The following is a 15318-nucleotide window of genomic DNA, read 5'->3' as shown; positions in this document are numbered from 1 at the left end:
CTTTACCTTTCGCAATCTTTCCCTAGGTTGGGTCGCGATATACCTATGAGGTTTACCGATGAGCGACGCACAGAACCACAAAGAAAAGATGCAAGAGGTGCAAGCCAAGCACCGCAAGAAAGTCTCGGAAGCGGTCGATCCCGGCCGGGGACTGGTGCTGATCAATACAGGTAAGGGCAAGGGAAAATCCTCGGCTGCATTTGGCGTGGTGATCCGGGCATTGGGCTGGGGCCAGAAAGTGGCTGTGGTTCAGTTCATCAAGGGCAAGTGGAAAACCGGTGAGCGCAGGTTCTTTGAGGGACGCGATCTGGTCACCTGGCACACGATGGGCGAAGGGTTTACCTGGGATACGCAGGACCGCGAGCGCGACATCGCGGCAGCGACTTCGGCCTTCAACAAGGCCTGTGATCTGATGAAAAGCGGCGACTACGATCTGGTTGTCCTCGACGAGATCAATATCGCCCTGCGCTACGAATACCTTTCAGTAGACACTGTTATTGAAGGGCTTCAGACCCGATCAGACAAAACCAGTGTGTTCCTGACTGGCCGGGATGCCCCGCAAGCCCTCAGGGACTATGCGGATCTGGTAACCGAGATGACCGAAGAAAAACACCCGTTCCAAGCCGGCATCAAAGCCCAACGTGGTGTGGATTTCTAGGCCCGCGCACCACCCTCATTCAGCGCGCGCATCGAATCGCGCCTGACTGCGTACATCGTTGCGGCTGAGCGTTCTTCGAGCGCCCGGCAGCGCTCGGCGTTGCAGGTCTTGTGATCGAGATAGGCCGCGACTTCTGAGGTTAGCGCGTCGCAATCACACGATGCACAGCAGGGATCGGCCATCAGTTCTTCAAATCGATCACGCAATCGCGGGCTCCTTTGGTCGTTCCCGGGGCGATGGCGGGCTTTCACATCTGCTTTTGCTGAGCCCACAGATCGCCCCGGAACCAGTTGCTTGATGGTGTCATCTGGCGTTGCGCTATATCTGATGGTTTTTGTCGGAAAATTCAAGCCTGAAAATCTGATGCAACAGGGGCGACCCATTGGGCAAATTTGGCCTTATTAGTGTCTAAAACAAAAAAAGGCCATCCGGATGCCCGCATGGCCCAGCTGATCGCTACGGTTCTGACTCACTTCAAACAATAGCGCTCTGTTCGGGCGCGCTGAGCGAGATCACCATAACGACTGCGGCCCCGTTCACCCAGTAGAACAACGCATCAAGCCCAGAAAATCCAAACAGGCTGGGCGCAAACAGGAACGTGACGCCGACAAGCAGATCAACAGCCAAGTGGAACTTGTATGGCAGAACCCGCCAAATCCCAAGGTGATGGTCTGTCAGAACGGTCAGTACGAATGCTGCAAAGCCGGTCACAACGGACAGCCAGAGTGCCAGCGGGTTGGACTGGCCCAGCCCCAGTACAAAAGGCAAAACCATCAGCGCAATCGCAACCGGGTAGTCAAGATAGGCATGGACAGAGCGGGTGACAAAACGCAGGGACATGTGAACTTCCTTTCTTCAATCAGTGATGATCAAAGATTAGGGGCGCGCGATTGAACGCAACATCTCAGTTCGTTTTACATTTATTGCAGATCGTTCAAATGATCTGTACGATTAGTGCATCGCACGGTACGCGGCGGGCGACAGTCCGACCTGCTTCTTGAACACGCGTGAAAACGCAGCCTCGGACGCGTATCCCACTTCTGCTGCGGCATCCGCAACGTTCCAGCGATTTTCGGTCAACCCATGGCACGCAATCTGCATCCGCCAGTCCGTCAGGTACTGCATCGGGGTAGTCCCCATCTTTTGTGAGAAAAGCTGCGCAAATGCGGTGCGTGACATTGCTGCTTCTCGCGCGAGCATTGCAACGCTCCACTCCTGCGCCGGAGACTGGTGAAATGCTGTCAGCGCCCGCGAGATGCGCGGATCGGCAAATCCGGCAAGCGCGGCATCATGAGGACTTTGATGTTCAAGGTATGCCCGGATCGCTTGCGCAAACAGCACTTCGGACAGTTTCAGCGCGATCAGGTCACCGCCGATACGAGCACCGGACACTTCAGACCCGATCATGCGCAATGTCGCCTCGATCCAGGCACCCGCTTCTTCACCGTAATTCTCGATCAGTATAAAAGGTGGCAACCGGTCGATCAGCATATGACCGGTTCCGTTTCGCCCGGCTGGCCCGGTGAATGAGAAATGTCCGCAAATCAGTTGCGTATCGCGCTCGTCTTCCTCACCGCCATAGACCAGGACACCATCGCCTTTGTAGCCTGACAGCTCTAACACCCGCTCAAGGGGCAAGGCATCATAGGGTTTGACTTCATTACACAGCAGCGCATGCGGCGCACCGTGGGGAATAAGAATCAGATCACCCTGCCGCAACCGCAAGGTCTCGCCGGTTGTTGGCAGGTGCACCTTCAATTCACCGCGTTGCACAAAGTGAAACCGGGCCACGTTCTCGAAGCCCGGCACCTGTATCCCAAACGGCGGAGTAAAGGATGTGCGGAAATAAAATGTGCCACGCAGAGACAGGCGTGTAAGGATATCGCTGAGAAGATCTAACATGAGCCAACGATACGGCTTGGCCCGGCAGCGTCCATACCTTCGAACGATCTGCATGCATATTTGCATGATCTGCAATCAAAACCCCCGCCTGAGCGGGGGTTCAATACGGTGTTAACTTACGCGCGGACCAATTTCTCGTAATCTTCGGCGATTTCGCGGGTCAGATCGCCAACCTCGAAGGTATAATCGCCGATCTGCCCGACAGGTGTAACCTCGGCTGCAGTGCCAGTCAGCCAGCATTGCTCGAAATCGGCCATCTCCTCGGGACGGATCCGACGTTCATGAACAGTGATGCCCTTGTCTTTCAGCATCTGGATCACCGTCTGACGAGTGATGCCGTTGAGGAAGCAATCGGCCAGCGGGGTGTGCACTTCGCCATCCTTAACGAAGAAGACATTTGCCCCCGTCGCCTCGGCGACATTGCCATTATAATCCATGAACAACGCGTCCGAGCAGCCTTTGGCCTCAGCTTTGTGTTTGGAAATGGTGCAGATCATGTAAAGACCTGCTGCCTTGGCATGGACTGGAATGGTTTCCGGACTGGGTCGTTTCCACTCGGCGATGTCCAACTTGGCGCCTTGCATCTTAGCGTCACCGTAATAGGCACCCCAAGGCCAAACAGCGATGGCCATCCGAACCGGATTCTTGGCGGACGCCACACCCATATCCTCGCCCGAGCCACGCCAGACCAGCGCACGTACATACGCATCTTGAAGACCACTGGTTTTGAGCGCTTCTTCCTTGGCGGCCTCGATCTCATCGACCGAGTATGGCATCGGCATATCCAGCGCCTCTGCCGACGCGATCAGGCGTTCGGAATGCTCGCGGCTTTTGAAGATCTTGCCGTTGTAAGCGCGCTCACCCTCGAACACCGAAGACGCATAATGCATCGCGTGGGACAGGATGTGCACATTGGCCTCACGCCAGGGCACCAATTCGCCATCCATCCAGATGACACCGTCGCGATCGTCATATCCAGCCATGCGAAACCTCCTGAACCGGTCGATATTTCCGAATGTTGCGCCGTTTAGGTCCGTATCGGACACAATGTTGCGCAAAAACTGCGATTCGATACCTGTGCGCTCTTGGAATGTCAATAAGGCTGACATAAAGTCAGATTATATTGCGAATGAGGCCCAACATGACCGACATCCGTCCCGCCCCGGTCTTTGGCGGAGAAAGCCTGTTGTTTCTGACAGATGAACAACTGAGGCAGGGCATCGAGGCCATGTTTTTTGCCTATCGAGGTTTTACCGCTGATCCTGATCGCATCCTGACTGAATTGGCCTATGGCCGGGCGCATCACCGGGCCATCCACTTTATCAACCGAGCGCCGGGAACGACGGTGAACAATCTGCTGGCCATATTGGGTGTCACGAAGCAATCGCTGAATCGCGTCCTGCGCAGCCTGATTGAAGATGGGTTGGTCGAAAGCCGGGTCGGAACAGTGGACAAACGCGAACGCCACCTATTTTTGACGGATAAGGGAAAGGCACTCGAGGCCAAACTATCTGACGCCCAGCGCGCCCGGATGCGTGCGGCCTACAAAGATGCGGGCCCCGAAGCGGTGGCCGGGTTTCGCAAAGTGCTTGAAGCGATGATGGATGCTGATATGCGTCGTGCATATACGAAACTGCGGGATACGACTTCATGAGCGAAATGGACGCCCATCTTCTGATCGTCGACGATGACGAGCGTATTCGTGATTTGCTCAAGAAATTCCTGATGCGCAGCGGTTTTCTTGTAACCGCGGCGCGGGATGCAGCGCACGCACGGCGGGTTTTGTCGGGGCTCGATTTCGACTTGATTGTACTGGATGTGATGATGCCCGGCGAAGACGGCGTTAGCCTGACCCGATCCCTGCGCGACACCCATTCCACCCCGATCCTGCTTTTGACGGCCAAGGGCGAGACCGAGCATCGGATTGCCGGGCTTGAGGCGGGCGCGGATGACTATCTGGCCAAGCCATTCGAGCCGAAAGAGTTGCTGCTGAGGATCAACGCCATTCTGCGTCGGATGCCAGAGACACCTGCACAGGACACGGCGGCGAAGATTCTACATCTTGGGCCCATTCGCTATGATATCGAACGCGGTGAGATGTGGCAGGGCGAAGACCCGGTGCGCCTAACCGCGACCGAAAGCCAGTTGATGAAAATATTCTCGGCTCAACCCGGCGAACCGATCAGCCGGGCCAAGCTGGTCGAAGATCTGGGGCGTGACAAAGGTCAGGCACAGGAGCGCGCTGTGGACGTACAGATCACCCGCTTGCGTCGGAAGCTTGAGCAAGATCCGAAGCAACCCCGGTATCTGCAGACCGTACGGGGTGCAGGGTATATGTTGGCACCGGATTGATTTTGCCGCTGCGCGGCGATCTTAAGCCTTCGGCGAAGGTATTTTTAGCCAGATGAAGATGGGATCCTGATGAAAACCGCCCTATTGACCCATGCAGATTGTTTGAACCATGTGACACCTGAGGGACATCCGGAACGGGTTGCGCGGTTGGAGCATATCCTGCATGCGCTTGAGGGGCTGGATCTTCAGCGTGTGACGGCGCCGTTGGCGGCGGATGATGATCTGCTAAGGGTGCATCCGCAGAACCATATCAGCGATATTCTCGACCACAGGCCCCCGGATGGGTTCAAACAGATTGATGGGGATACGTTCATGTCTCCGGGATCTGTTGATGCAGCCTATCGTGCGGCGGGTGCCGCCGTGCGGGCCGTTGATATAGTTCTGGCCGGCGAAGCGCCGAACGCGTTTTGCGCTATTCGGCCTCCGGGGCATCATGCCGAGACCGAGACGGCCATGGGGTTCTGCCTGTTTGGGAATGCCGCGCTGGCTGCAAAGCACGCGTTGGATCATCACGGGTTGAACCGCGTGGCAGTGGTGGATTTCGACGTGCATCATGGCAATGGCACGCAAGACCTGCTGTGGGATGAGAAACGCGCTTTGGTGATTACCAGCCAGCAGATGCCCTTATGGCCCGGCTCGGGCCGCCCGGATGAGACCGGTGCTTATGAAACCGTTTTGAACATACCATTGGCTCCGGGCACGGGTGGGGCCGAGATGCGGGCAGCCTATGAAGCGCAAGCCTTTCCGCGTCTGCGGGCGTTTAGGCCGGAACTGATCATTATTTCCGCTGGGTTTGATGCGCATCAGGATGATCCGTTGGCCAATCTCAATTGGTCCACTGGCGATTTCGCCTGGATCACGGCGGAGCTGTGCAAGATTGCCGATGACGTGTGTGATGGCCGTATCGTCTCGACTCTGGAAGGCGGTTATGATCTGAACGCATTGGCCGAGGCGACACGCGCCCATGTGGAAGAACTGATAAAGGCAGCACGATGACCGATACCCCAGTTGAACAAATGACGTTCGAACAAGCGATGAAAGAGCTTGAGGCCGTGGTTGGCCAGTTGGAACGTGGTGATGTGGCGCTGGATCAATCGATTGCGCTGTACGAACGTGGCGCCGCATTGAAGAAGCGCTGCGAGGATGAGCTGAAGCGTGCTGAGGAAAAAGTGGCCGCGATCACTCTGGACGCAGATGGCCAGCCAACCGGGACGACGCCTGTCGAAGGTCAGTAAATGTTTCGTGAAAAGCTGGCACAGGATGCCACGCTGATTCAGAGCCATTTCGATCTGGTTCTGAGCGCGCTGGATGATCTGGATGTGACACGGGCCATGGCCTATGCCACCGAGGGCGGCAAGCGTCTGCGAGGGTTTCTGGTATTGGAAAGCGCGCGGTTGCTTGGCGTCGATACAGCTCGGGCAATCTGGCCAGCGACAGGTATCGAAGCGCTGCATGCATACTCTCTGGTCCATGACGACCTGCCTTGCATGGATGATGACGACCTGAGGCGTGGACGCCCGACGGTGCACGTGAAATGGGATGAGGGCACCGCCGTTCTGGCCGGGGATGCGCTGCAGACACTTGCGTTTGAGCTTTGCACGCGGCCAGAGGTCGGAAATGCTGAAATACGCGCTGAACTGGCTCTAACACTGGCAAAAGCGAGCGGCGCACAGGGTATGGTTCTGGGTCAGGCGCTGGATATCGCCGCTGAGACGGCGGCGGAGCCGCTGACACTGGATGAGATTACACATCTGCAAGCGGGCAAGACCGGTGCGTTGATCGAATGGTCCGCCTGTGCGGGTGCGCGATTGGCGCAGGCCGATCCCACCCCCTTGCGCCAATATGCCCAGGCGCTTGGGCTTGCCTTTCAGATCGCGGATGACATTTTGGATGTCGAAGGAGATGCCGAAAAGGCCGGAAAGCGGCTGCAGAAAGACGCCGAGGCGGGCAAAGCGACCTTTATCTCGCTACTGGGTCTGGACGCCGCCAGATCCCGTGCAATTGAGCTTGTGGATCAGGCTTGTGCTGCGCTGGACGAACATGGCCCCGCTGCAGAAACCTTGAAGCAGGCTGCCCGCTTCGTTATTGCCCGGGACAGCTAAGCCAGGAACGCCAAATGTCTGACCGCCCGAATACGCCCTTGTTGGACCTTGTGAGCCGCCCAGCGGATCTGAAGCAGTTTTCAGATGCGCAGTTGCATCAGGTCGCACATGAGTTGCGGGCCGAGACGATTTCAGCAGTTTCGGTGACCGGAGGGCATCTGGGCGCGGGTCTGGGTGTCGTCGAGCTGACCACGGCGCTGCACGCGGTATTCGACACGCCACGAGACAAGATCATCTGGGACGTAGGTCACCAGTGTTATCCGCACAAGATTCTGACAGAACGCCGGGGCCGAATTCGCACCCTTCGCACAAAAGGCGGCCTAAGCGGATTCACCAAGCGCAGTGAAAGCGCCTATGATCCATTTGGCGCTGCACATTCCAGTACCTCGATCAGTGCCGCGCTAGGCTTTGCTGTCGCGCGTGATCTGGGCGGCGTTACGCCTGAAGGGCTGGGCGATGCGATCGCTGTGATCGGCGATGGCTCTATGTCCGCCGGCATGGCCTTTGAGGCGATGAACAACGCAGGCCACCTGAAGAAACGCTTGATCGTAATTCTCAATGACAATGAGATGAGCATTGCACCGCCGGTGGGTGCCCTATCGAATTATCTATCGCGCATTTATGCCGAAGAACCATTTCACGATCTGAAAGCTGCTGCCAAAGGTGCGGTGTCGTTGCTGCCGGAACCCTTCCGCGAAGGGGCAAAGCGCGCCAAGGATATGCTGAAGGGCATGGCCATGGGCGGGACGCTATTTGAAGAGCTCGGCTTTTCCTATCTTGGCCCGATCGACGGGCATGATCTGGACCAGTTGCTGCCGGTTCTGCGTGCGGTCAAGGCGAAGGCAAGCGGACCGATCCTGATCCATGTGTTGACCAAGAAAGGCAAGGGGTATGCCCCCGCCGAACAGGCCCGCGACAAGGGTCACGCGACCGCCAAGTTCGATGTGGTGACGGGCGAGCAGAAAAAGGCGCCTTCGAACGCGCCTTCCTATACCTCGGTCTTTGGCAAGACACTGGTCGATGAAGCAGCGCGGGATGACAAGATCGTCGCGGTTACAGCCGCGATGCCGGACGGTACCGGGCTGAACCTGTTTGCGGAGCGCTATCCGTCGCGCTGTTTCGACGTAGCGATTGCCGAACAGCATGGCGTGACCTTCTCGGCTGCGTTGGCCGCCGGGGGGATGAAGCCTTTCTGTGCGATGTATTCAACCTTCCTGCAGCGTGGCTATGATCAGGTTGTGCATGATGTGGCGATCCAACGCCTGCCGGTGCGATTTGCCATCGACCGTGCGGGTCTGGTTGGGGCAGACGGTGCGACCCATGCGGGGTCGTTTGATATTGCTTACATGGCCAACCTTCCGGGTATGGTTGTCATGGCGGCTGCAGATGAGGCCGAATTGATGCACATGGTCGCCACTGCGGTGGCACATGACGATGGCCCGATCGCTTTCCGGTATCCTCGCGGCGAAGGAGCGGGCGTTGATCTGCCCGAGCGCGGAGAAATATTGGAGATCGGCAAGGGCCGATTGATCCAGAAAGGTGCCCGGGTGGCGCTGATGTCTTTCGGTACGCGGCTGGCCGAGGTGCAGAAAGCAGCAGAGGCGCTATCGGCACGCGGGATCAAGCCCACCATCGCCGATGCACGCTTTGCCAAACCGCTGGATCGGGACCTGATCCTTGATCTGGCTGCCAATCACGAGGCACTGATCACCATCGAGGAAGGGGCCATCGGCGGCTTTGGCAGCCATGTTGCACAATTGCTTGCGGATGAGGGCGTGTTTGACGAAGGGTTGAAGTATCGCTCGATGGTGCTGCCGGATATCTTCATCGATCAGGCGAGCCCGGCGGATATGTACGCCGTCGCAGGAATGAACGCAGAACAGATCGAGGCAAAGGTTCTCTCGGTTCTTGGCGTTGCTACAATCGGTGAGAAACGCGCCTGATATTCGGGTGTTGCCGCCCATGGATGCTGAAAAAATAAGCAGTTCAAAAATGATCTAGGTCAATTCCTTACACGCTGTGCTACGCTAACACCCGAGTCAGGCAGGCCAACCCCTGTCGATCACTCAAAGGTCGCGAGCGAATGAACAAGCTAGCCAGCCGACGCGCATTCCTGAAAGGGAAAGTGCTGCGCGAGGATACATCAGCCATCCACCCACCGGGTGCGGTGACCGAGTTTCTTGAGCTTTGCACTCAATGCGACGAATGCCGCGAGGCCTGCCCTGAAGATATCATCCGTTTCGACGCGCAAGGCTGGCCTGTTGTGCAATTGGACGCAGGCCCATGCACATTTTGCGGTGATTGCGCCAATGCTTGCCCGACCGGGGCGCTGAATCCTGAACACGTGGCTGATTGGCCTTGGCGCGCTGCGGTGTCGGCCTCTTGCCTGTCGATGAATGGTGTCAGCTGTCGGGTTTGTCAGGATGTCTGCGACCACAATGCGATCCGCTTTCGGCTGCAAACCGGTGGTCGTGCAGAACCCCAACTCGACACCGATATTTGCACCGGCTGTGGCGCTTGTGCCAGCGCCTGTCCTGCCGGTTCTGTCAGCTTTGAACGCCACACCCCGCCCACTCAGGAGGTAGCCTTATGAATATCTGTGGATGCCTCGTCCATGTAGCCCCCGAAACCACGCAGAGTGCACAGGCCGCGATTGCAAGTACAAACGGGGCAGAAGTTCACGCGGCATCCGAGGATGGCCGCATTGTTGTTGTGGTCGAGGATACGCCTGAAAAAATGGCGTCCGAGACGATCATGGATCTGCACCAGATCCCGGGTGTGATCTCTCTGACCCTGACCTACCACCATTTCGAAGACCTCGCGGAGACCCGTCCGCACCTTAACGCTTCTCGCCAGATCTAAAGCCGGAGACCCATGTCATGACCATCTCTGAATCCCGCCGGACCTTCTTGAAATCAACCGCCGCCGCTGCGACAGCATCAGCCGCAGGACTTCCCCTTGCGACCGGACAAGCCAGCGCTCAGGTCGGCAACCCTGATATCCGTTGGGACAAAGCCGCCTGCCGGTTCTGCGGCACCGGATGCTCGGTTCTGGTTGGCACCAAAGACGGGCGCGTGGTCGCTACCCAAGGAGACCCGGATGCGCCAGTGAACCGCGGTCTGAACTGTATCAAGGGCTATTTCCTGTCCAAGATCATGTACGGCAAAGACCGCCTGACCACGCCGATGCTGCGCAAAACCAACGGCGAATATGACAAGAACGGTGAGTTCGAACCAGTCAGCTGGGACGAAGCCTTCGACGTCATGGCCGCCAAGTGGAAAGAGGCCCTTGCCAAGAAAGGCCCGACCAGCGTTGGCATGTTCGGTTCGGGCCAGTGGACCGTTTGGGAGGGCTACGCTGCTGCCAAGATGATGAAAGCCGGTTTCCGATCCAACAACATCGACCCCAACGCGCGCCATTGTATGGCCTCGGCGGTTGTCGGCTTCATGCGCACCTTCGGCATTGATGAACCAATGGGCTGCTATGACGATTTCGAGCACGCAGACACATTCGTGCTCTGGGGCTCGAACATGGCCGAGATGCACCCGATTCTGTGGTCACGCCTGACCGACACGCGTCTGACCAAACCGGGATCCGAAGTGCATGTACTGTCGACCTATGAACACCGCTCGTTCGAGTTGGCCGACAATGGAATGGTCTTTGCGCCGCAGACCGATCTGGCGATCCTGAACTATATCGCCAACTACATTATCCAGAACGGCGCGGTGAACGAAGAGTTCGTCAACAAACACGTCAACATCACCAAGACCGCCACCGATATTGGCTATGGACTGCGCGATAACAACCCGCTGCAGGAAGAGGCAGAGAATCCAAACTCTGGCAAGATGGAGCCGATCAGCTTCGAAGAATATGCCGAAGCGGTATCGGAATACACGCTGGAATACACATCGGAACTCTCCGGTGTTCCTGCCGCTCAGCTTGAGCGTCTGGCCCAGCAATATGCCGACCCCAACCGCAAAGTGATGAGCCTGTGGACCATGGGCTTCAACCAGCACACTCGCGGATCGTGGGTGAACTCGCTGATGTACAATGTGCACCTGCTGGTGGGTAAGATTTCCGAACCCGGAAACTCGCCCTTCTCGCTCACCGGTCAACCTTCGGCCTGTGGTACGGCACGTGAGGTCGGAACCTTCGCTCACCGTCTGCCAGCTGATATGGTTGTTGCAAACGACAAACACCGCGAGATTTGCGAGACCGCGTGGAAAATTCCTGCGGGCACCATCCCACCCAAACCCGGATTCCACGCCGTTTTGCAGCACCGCAAGCTGAAGGACGGCGATCTGAATGCCTATTGGGTGCAGTGCACCAACAACATGCAGGCCGCGCCCAATATCAACGAAGAAGGCTATCCCGGCTATCGCAACCCGGAGAACTTCATTGCCGTCTCCGATCCTTATCCTACTGTAACAGCCCTGTCGGCTGACCTGATCCTGCCTACCGCCATGTGGGTCGAGAAGGAAGGCGCCTATGGCAACGCCGAGCGTCGCACCCAATTCTGGCGGCAACAGGTCAAAGCTCCGGGCGAAGCGAAATCCGATCTGTGGCAGTTGATGGAGTTCTCCAAACGCTTCACCGTTGAAGAGGTTTGGGGTGAGGAACTGCTGGCCACCATGCCAGAACATCGTGGTAAGACCATGTATGACGTGCTCTTCGCCAATGGCACGATCGACAAGTTCCCGCTGTCAGAGACCGCAGAGGGTTTCGACAACGACGAGTCCGAGCACTTTGGCTACTACGTGCAAAAGGGCCTGTTCGAGGAATATGCCGAGTTTGGGCGCGGCCACGCGCACGATCTGGCCCCATTCGAAACCTACCACCAGGCGCGTGGCCTGCGCTGGCCAGTCGTGGATGGCAAGGAAACACTGTACCGCTTCCGAGAAGGCTATGATCCGTATGTGCCTGAAGGCGAAGACGTGAAATTCTATGGCCATAAGGACGGCAAGGCCAAGATCATCTTCGCGCCATACGAACCCGCCCCCGAGGTACCGGATGAGGAATTCAACCTGTGGCTCTGCACCGGGCGTGTGCTGGAACATTGGCATTCAGGTTCGATGACCCGCCGCGTGCCCGAACTGCACCGCTCCTATCCCGCCGCCGTTGTCTACATGCACCCGGATGATGCGCGCGACCGCGGTCTGCGCCGCGGGCAGGAGATCGTTCTTTCCACCCGCCGCGGCGAAGTTAACAGCCGGGTCGAAACCCGAGGCCGGAACAAAGTGCCGCGTGGCCTGGTGTTCATGCCATGGTTCGACGAAGGCCAGTTGACAAACAAGCTGACTTTGGACGCGACCTGCCCGCTCTCGAAAGAGACCGACTTCAAGAAATGCGCCTGTAAGGTCGAGCGCGCGTAAAAGGCTGGCAAGGCAAAGGTCGTCCCCATGTCTCGTGTTGGCACTCCCCTTTCGCCGCAGCGGCGCCGGTTCCTGCAGGACTCGGCGCGCGCAGCGGGCGGCTGCGTAGCAGCCGGGTCCTTGCTGGCCTGGCTGGCGCGGGACGCACGGGCGTTGCCGGCCGAGGCGTTGCGCCCCCCCGGTGCCTTGCCGGAAAAAGACTTTCTGTCAGCCTGCATCCGCTGTGGTCTGTGCGTGCGAGAGTGTCCCTATGACACGCTGAAACTGGCCGAGCTGGGTGTCGATGCGGTGGCCACCGGCACGCCGTATTTCACCGCCCGCGATATCCCTTGCGAAATGTGTGACGACATCCCCTGCGTCGCTGCCTGCCCGACCGGGGCGCTGGACCCGGGACTGGACAATATCGACGACGCCAAGATGGGTGTCGCCGTTCTGGTCGATCAGGAAAACTGCCTAAACTTCTTCGGCCTGCGCTGCGATGTCTGTTACCGCGTCTGCCCCGTCATCGACGAGGCCATTACGCTGGAGACCGAACACAACGCCCGCTCAGGCAGTCATGCAATCTTCATTCCAACCGTTCACGCCGATCATTGCACCGGCTGCGGCGTTTGCGAGAAAAGCTGCGTTCTGCCCGAAGCGGCGATCAAGGTGCTGCCCGCCCGATTGGCTCGGGGCAGCAGCGCCGATCACTACCGCAAGGGCTGGGAAGAGAAAGAAGCCAAAGGCGCGCCCGTCGTCGAAGGTATCATCGATTTGCCTGATCGCCTGCCGGGACCGGGCACCGATAACCTTGTCGCACCGGGCGGGTTTGAGCCCAGCTTCAAATTGCCGGAGGTCACTCAATGACCGTCCGCACAAACATGCCGCTGGGGCATGAAGCTATCGCCGCCAAAGGTTGGCTGAGTGCCCATAAATACCTGCTGCTGCGCCGCGCCAGCCAAGTGTTCTTCCTGGTACTGTTCCTGTTGGGCCCGTGGTTCGGCCTCTGGATCGTGCAGGGCACTCTGGCCGGATCGCTGACCCTAGGCGTACTGCCCCTGACCGATCCGTTTGTCTTTCTGCAAAGTCTGATCGCAGGGCACTGGCCCGAGCTGACTGCCGCCATAGGTGCCGTCATCGTTCTGGTGACCTACGCGCTGGTCGGAGGCCGAGTCTATTGCTCGTGGGTCTGCCCGATCAACCCTGTAACCGACGGCGCGCACTGGCTGCACCGCAAGCTGGGTCTGCAAAAAGGCTGGCAGCCCAAACGCGGAACGCGGCTGTGGATCATGGCCACTGTGCTGATCGTCTCTGGCCTGACTGGCGCAATTGCATGGGAACTGGTCAACCCGATCACCATGCTGCATCGCGGGTTGATCTTTGGCATGGGCTTCGTCTGGGCGATGGTCGCCGCGATCTTCCTGTTTGACTTGCTTGTCTCGCGCCATGGATGGTGCGGCCATGTCTGCCCCGTAGGCGCATTCTACGGACTGGTGGGCAGCAAGGCGATGCTGCGGGTCAGCGCCGCCAATCGCAACGCCTGTGACGATTGCATGGACTGCTACGCGGTTTGCCCGGAAAACCATGTGATCTCTCCGGCGCTGAAAGGCAAAGACAACCCGCTGATCCTGTCGCCCGACTGCACCAATTGCGGTCGCTGCATCGATGTCTGCGCTGAAGACGTTTTCAAATTCACCCATCGGTTCGACGCCCTGACCGTCGCGCCACCGGAATCAACCGCCGCGCCCCAGCCGCGCGCCTCAAGACCTTTTTGAAGGAGTGAGAAGATGAAAAAGCCGATCCTAGTGGGCCTTGCCCTGATCCCGCCGCTGCTCCTCGGTGGCCTGGCCCTCGCGCAGTCTGCCGGAGTTAACAGCCTACGCGGTGCCGAAGTCGATGAGCCCGCCGTTTTGGATCAGGTGCATCGGACAGTCGAAGGCCGTATGCAGCGTAATTATCGCCAGCAGCCGCCGCTGATCCCACATTCGATCGAACAGTACCAGATCGACCTGCGCACCAATCAGTGCCTCTCCTGCCATGACTGGACCAAGGCTGGTGAACGCAACGCTCCGACGTTGTCGATGACTCACTATCTGGACCGCGAAGGGCGAGAGTTGGATCAGATCGCCGGCACACGGTATTTCTGCAATCAGTGCCACGTACCACAGGCCGATGCGCTGCCTCTGGTCGATAACACTTTTGAACCTTCCTCCGGAAACTGAACACAGGTCGAAAAGGAGAGCGCGACATGTCCGACTCCCAAGAAAAACAAGGACTCATCCGGCGCCTCTGGACCTGGTTCTGGAGCCCGATCGCCGTCCTCAGCGTCGGCTTTACACTACTGGCCGGGTTTTTGGCAGGCATCCTGTTCTGGGGTGGGTTCCACTGGGCACTGGAATTGACCAACACGGAAGAGTTCTGCGTATCCTGCCACACGATGGAAACCAATCTGGGCGAATATCGGGAAACGGTCCATTACAATAACGATTCCGGCGTGCGGGCCATCTGTTCCGATTGCCACGTCCCGGACGAGTGGAACCACAAGATCAAGGCCAAGATCATGGCCGTGAAGGACGTCTACCACGAACTGGCAGGCACCATCAGCACGAAAGAGAAGTATGAGGACCATCGTCTTTCCATGGCGTCGGCCGTATGGAAGAAGATGAAGGAATCCGACAGCCGCGAATGCCGCAACTGCCACAACTTTGACTATATGGACTTCACCCTTCAGGAAACCCGCGCAGCCAGCGAACACCAGCGCGCAATCGACACCGGCATGACCTGCATCGATTGCCACCAGGGCATCGCACACAGTCTCCCACCCAATTATTTGGAAACGTATGAGAAGATTGCGAAAGAGGTAGATGGTGAGGTTCTCCAGGAACACGCTGCAGCATCAGGGGACGACATCCGCGCGTTCCTGAACAAAAGCTCGGAACAAGGTGGGGACTGA

18 protein-coding genes are annotated in these 15318 nt (G+C 58.0%); 14 read left to right on the top strand and 4 right to left on the bottom strand.

Features of this window, described 5'->3' with window-relative positions:
- Positions 1-58 precede the first annotated feature (58 nt).
- A complete protein-coding gene (gene cobO, locus ACR0EN_RS18250; RefSeq protein ID WP_170625409.1) occupies positions 59-658 on the top strand; it encodes a cob(I)yrinic acid a,c-diamide adenosyltransferase in 600 nt (199 codons plus the stop codon).
- Here cobO and ACR0EN_RS18245 read toward each other — a convergent pair.
- The 4 genes from ACR0EN_RS18245 to ACR0EN_RS18230 all read right to left on the bottom strand — a co-directional run bounded on the left by ACR0EN_RS18245 (position 655) and on the right by ACR0EN_RS18230 (position 3543).
- Positions 655-864, bottom strand: a complete 210-nt coding sequence (locus tag ACR0EN_RS18245; protein WP_170398221.1) for a hypothetical protein — start codon at positions 862-864, stop codon at positions 655-657. The genes cobO and ACR0EN_RS18245 overlap by 4 nt on opposite strands.
- Positions 865-1132: 268 nt before the next feature.
- The gene (locus tag ACR0EN_RS18240) at positions 1133-1498 is read right to left on the bottom strand and encodes an SPW repeat domain-containing protein (protein WP_480588192.1); all 366 of its coding nucleotides are present in this window, start codon (positions 1496-1498) and stop codon (positions 1133-1135) included.
- Positions 1499-1609: 111 nt separating this feature from the next.
- Entirely contained in the window at positions 1610-2560 is a 951-nt protein-coding gene (locus ACR0EN_RS18235; protein ID WP_170408132.1) for an AraC family transcriptional regulator, read from the bottom strand.
- Between the two features lie 116 nt (positions 2561-2676).
- The gene (locus ACR0EN_RS18230; protein WP_170819098.1) at positions 2677-3543 is read right to left on the bottom strand and encodes a branched-chain amino acid aminotransferase; all 867 of its coding nucleotides are present in this window, start codon (positions 3541-3543) and stop codon (positions 2677-2679) included.
- Positions 3544-3701: 158 nt separating this feature from the next.
- Here ACR0EN_RS18230 and ACR0EN_RS18225 point away from each other — a divergent pair, with 158 nt between their 5' ends.
- From ACR0EN_RS18225 to ACR0EN_RS18165, 13 genes are all read left to right on the top strand, one after another.
- Positions 3702-4214, top strand: a complete 513-nt coding sequence (locus ACR0EN_RS18225; RefSeq protein WP_170398209.1) for a MarR family winged helix-turn-helix transcriptional regulator — start codon at positions 3702-3704, stop codon at positions 4212-4214.
- Complete coding sequence (locus ACR0EN_RS18220; RefSeq protein WP_170513633.1) at positions 4211-4912, top strand: response regulator; 702 nt, start codon at positions 4211-4213, stop codon at positions 4910-4912. Before ACR0EN_RS18225 ends, ACR0EN_RS18220 begins: the two co-directional genes overlap by 4 nt.
- 69 nt (positions 4913-4981) lie before the next feature.
- Positions 4982-5908, top strand: a complete 927-nt coding sequence (locus ACR0EN_RS18215) for a histone deacetylase family protein (RefSeq protein ID WP_170819097.1) — start codon at positions 4982-4984, stop codon at positions 5906-5908.
- Positions 5905-6147 (top strand): exodeoxyribonuclease VII small subunit, encoded by a 243-nt coding sequence (locus ACR0EN_RS18210; protein ID WP_010443127.1) that lies wholly within the window; start codon positions 5905-5907, stop codon positions 6145-6147. The genes ACR0EN_RS18215 and ACR0EN_RS18210 overlap by 4 nt, the downstream gene beginning before the upstream one ends.
- On the top strand, positions 6148-7014 hold the full coding sequence (locus ACR0EN_RS18205; protein WP_480588190.1) for a polyprenyl synthetase family protein: 867 nt from the start codon (positions 6148-6150) through the stop codon (positions 7012-7014). It abuts the gene before it with no gap.
- 14 nt (positions 7015-7028) lie between these two features.
- Positions 7029-8957 carry a 1-deoxy-D-xylulose-5-phosphate synthase gene (dxs, locus tag ACR0EN_RS18200; RefSeq protein ID WP_480588188.1) on the top strand — a complete coding sequence of 643 codons (1929 nt, stop codon included), beginning with the start codon at positions 7029-7031 and terminating at the stop codon, positions 8955-8957.
- A gap of 140 nt (positions 8958-9097) precedes the next feature.
- Entirely contained in the window at positions 9098-9607 is a 510-nt protein-coding gene (gene napF / locus ACR0EN_RS18195) for a ferredoxin-type protein NapF (RefSeq protein ID WP_170408124.1), read from the top strand.
- Complete coding sequence (locus tag ACR0EN_RS18190; RefSeq protein WP_170513617.1) at positions 9604-9876, top strand: chaperone NapD; 273 nt, start codon at positions 9604-9606, stop codon at positions 9874-9876. Before napF ends, ACR0EN_RS18190 begins: the two co-directional genes overlap by 4 nt.
- 17 nt (positions 9877-9893) lie before the next feature.
- The gene (gene napA / locus ACR0EN_RS18185; RefSeq protein ID WP_170398190.1) at positions 9894-12386 is read left to right on the top strand and encodes a nitrate reductase catalytic subunit NapA; all 2493 of its coding nucleotides are present in this window, start codon (positions 9894-9896) and stop codon (positions 12384-12386) included.
- A gap of 27 nt (positions 12387-12413) precedes the next feature.
- Complete coding sequence (gene napG / locus ACR0EN_RS18180) at positions 12414-13232, top strand: ferredoxin-type protein NapG (RefSeq protein WP_170513614.1); 819 nt, start codon at positions 12414-12416, stop codon at positions 13230-13232.
- On the top strand, positions 13229-14140 hold the full coding sequence (napH, locus tag ACR0EN_RS18175) for a quinol dehydrogenase ferredoxin subunit NapH (RefSeq protein WP_170595065.1): 912 nt from the start codon (positions 13229-13231) through the stop codon (positions 14138-14140). The genes napG and napH overlap by 4 nt, the downstream gene beginning before the upstream one ends.
- Positions 14141-14152: 12 nt before the next feature.
- On the top strand, positions 14153-14587 hold the full coding sequence (locus tag ACR0EN_RS18170) for a nitrate reductase cytochrome c-type subunit (protein ID WP_170398181.1): 435 nt from the start codon (positions 14153-14155) through the stop codon (positions 14585-14587).
- A 26-nt stretch (positions 14588-14613) separates the two neighbouring features.
- Positions 14614-15318 carry a NapC/NirT family cytochrome c gene (locus ACR0EN_RS18165; protein ID WP_170398176.1) on the top strand — a complete coding sequence of 235 codons (705 nt, stop codon included), beginning with the start codon at positions 14614-14616 and terminating at the stop codon, positions 15316-15318.

The organism is Ruegeria sp. AB7 (genome assembly GCF_056542625.1).
Note: the sequence above shows the minus strand (reverse complement) of the source record. Positions and strands in the feature narration are given on the sequence as shown.

What these genes read in the sequence shown, in the direction of transcription:
- napH (WP_170595065.1), top strand. Translation starts at nt 13,229, where the DNA reads ATGACCGTCCGCACAAACATGCCGCTGGGGCATGAAGCTATCGCCGCC.
- ACR0EN_RS18165 (WP_170398176.1), top strand. Translation starts at nt 14,614, where the DNA reads ATGTCCGACTCCCAAGAAAAACAAGGACTCATCCGGCGCCTCTGGACC.
- ACR0EN_RS18240 (WP_480588192.1), bottom strand. Translation starts at nt 1,498, where the DNA reads ATGTCCCTGCGTTTTGTCACCCGCTCTGTCCATGCCTATCTTGACTAC.
- napA (WP_170398190.1), top strand. Translation starts at nt 9,894, where the DNA reads ATGACCATCTCTGAATCCCGCCGGACCTTCTTGAAATCAACCGCCGCC.
- cobO (WP_170625409.1), top strand. Translation starts at nt 59, where the DNA reads ATGAGCGACGCACAGAACCACAAAGAAAAGATGCAAGAGGTGCAAGCC.
- ACR0EN_RS18235 (WP_170408132.1), bottom strand. Translation starts at nt 2,560, where the DNA reads ATGTTAGATCTTCTCAGCGATATCCTTACACGCCTGTCTCTGCGTGGC.
- ACR0EN_RS18170 (WP_170398181.1), top strand. Translation starts at nt 14,153, where the DNA reads ATGAAAAAGCCGATCCTAGTGGGCCTTGCCCTGATCCCGCCGCTGCTC.
- ACR0EN_RS18215 (WP_170819097.1), top strand. Translation starts at nt 4,982, where the DNA reads ATGAAAACCGCCCTATTGACCCATGCAGATTGTTTGAACCATGTGACA.
- ACR0EN_RS18210 (WP_010443127.1), top strand. Translation starts at nt 5,905, where the DNA reads ATGACCGATACCCCAGTTGAACAAATGACGTTCGAACAAGCGATGAAA.
- ACR0EN_RS18225 (WP_170398209.1), top strand. Translation starts at nt 3,702, where the DNA reads ATGACCGACATCCGTCCCGCCCCGGTCTTTGGCGGAGAAAGCCTGTTG.
- dxs (WP_480588188.1), top strand. Translation starts at nt 7,029, where the DNA reads ATGTCTGACCGCCCGAATACGCCCTTGTTGGACCTTGTGAGCCGCCCA.
- ACR0EN_RS18205 (WP_480588190.1), top strand. Translation starts at nt 6,148, where the DNA reads ATGTTTCGTGAAAAGCTGGCACAGGATGCCACGCTGATTCAGAGCCAT.
- napF (WP_170408124.1), top strand. Translation starts at nt 9,098, where the DNA reads ATGAACAAGCTAGCCAGCCGACGCGCATTCCTGAAAGGGAAAGTGCTG.
- ACR0EN_RS18220 (WP_170513633.1), top strand. Translation starts at nt 4,211, where the DNA reads ATGAGCGAAATGGACGCCCATCTTCTGATCGTCGACGATGACGAGCGT.
- ACR0EN_RS18190 (WP_170513617.1), top strand. Translation starts at nt 9,604, where the DNA reads ATGAATATCTGTGGATGCCTCGTCCATGTAGCCCCCGAAACCACGCAG.
- ACR0EN_RS18230 (WP_170819098.1), bottom strand. Translation starts at nt 3,543, where the DNA reads ATGGCTGGATATGACGATCGCGACGGTGTCATCTGGATGGATGGCGAA.
- napG (WP_170513614.1), top strand. Translation starts at nt 12,414, where the DNA reads ATGTCTCGTGTTGGCACTCCCCTTTCGCCGCAGCGGCGCCGGTTCCTG.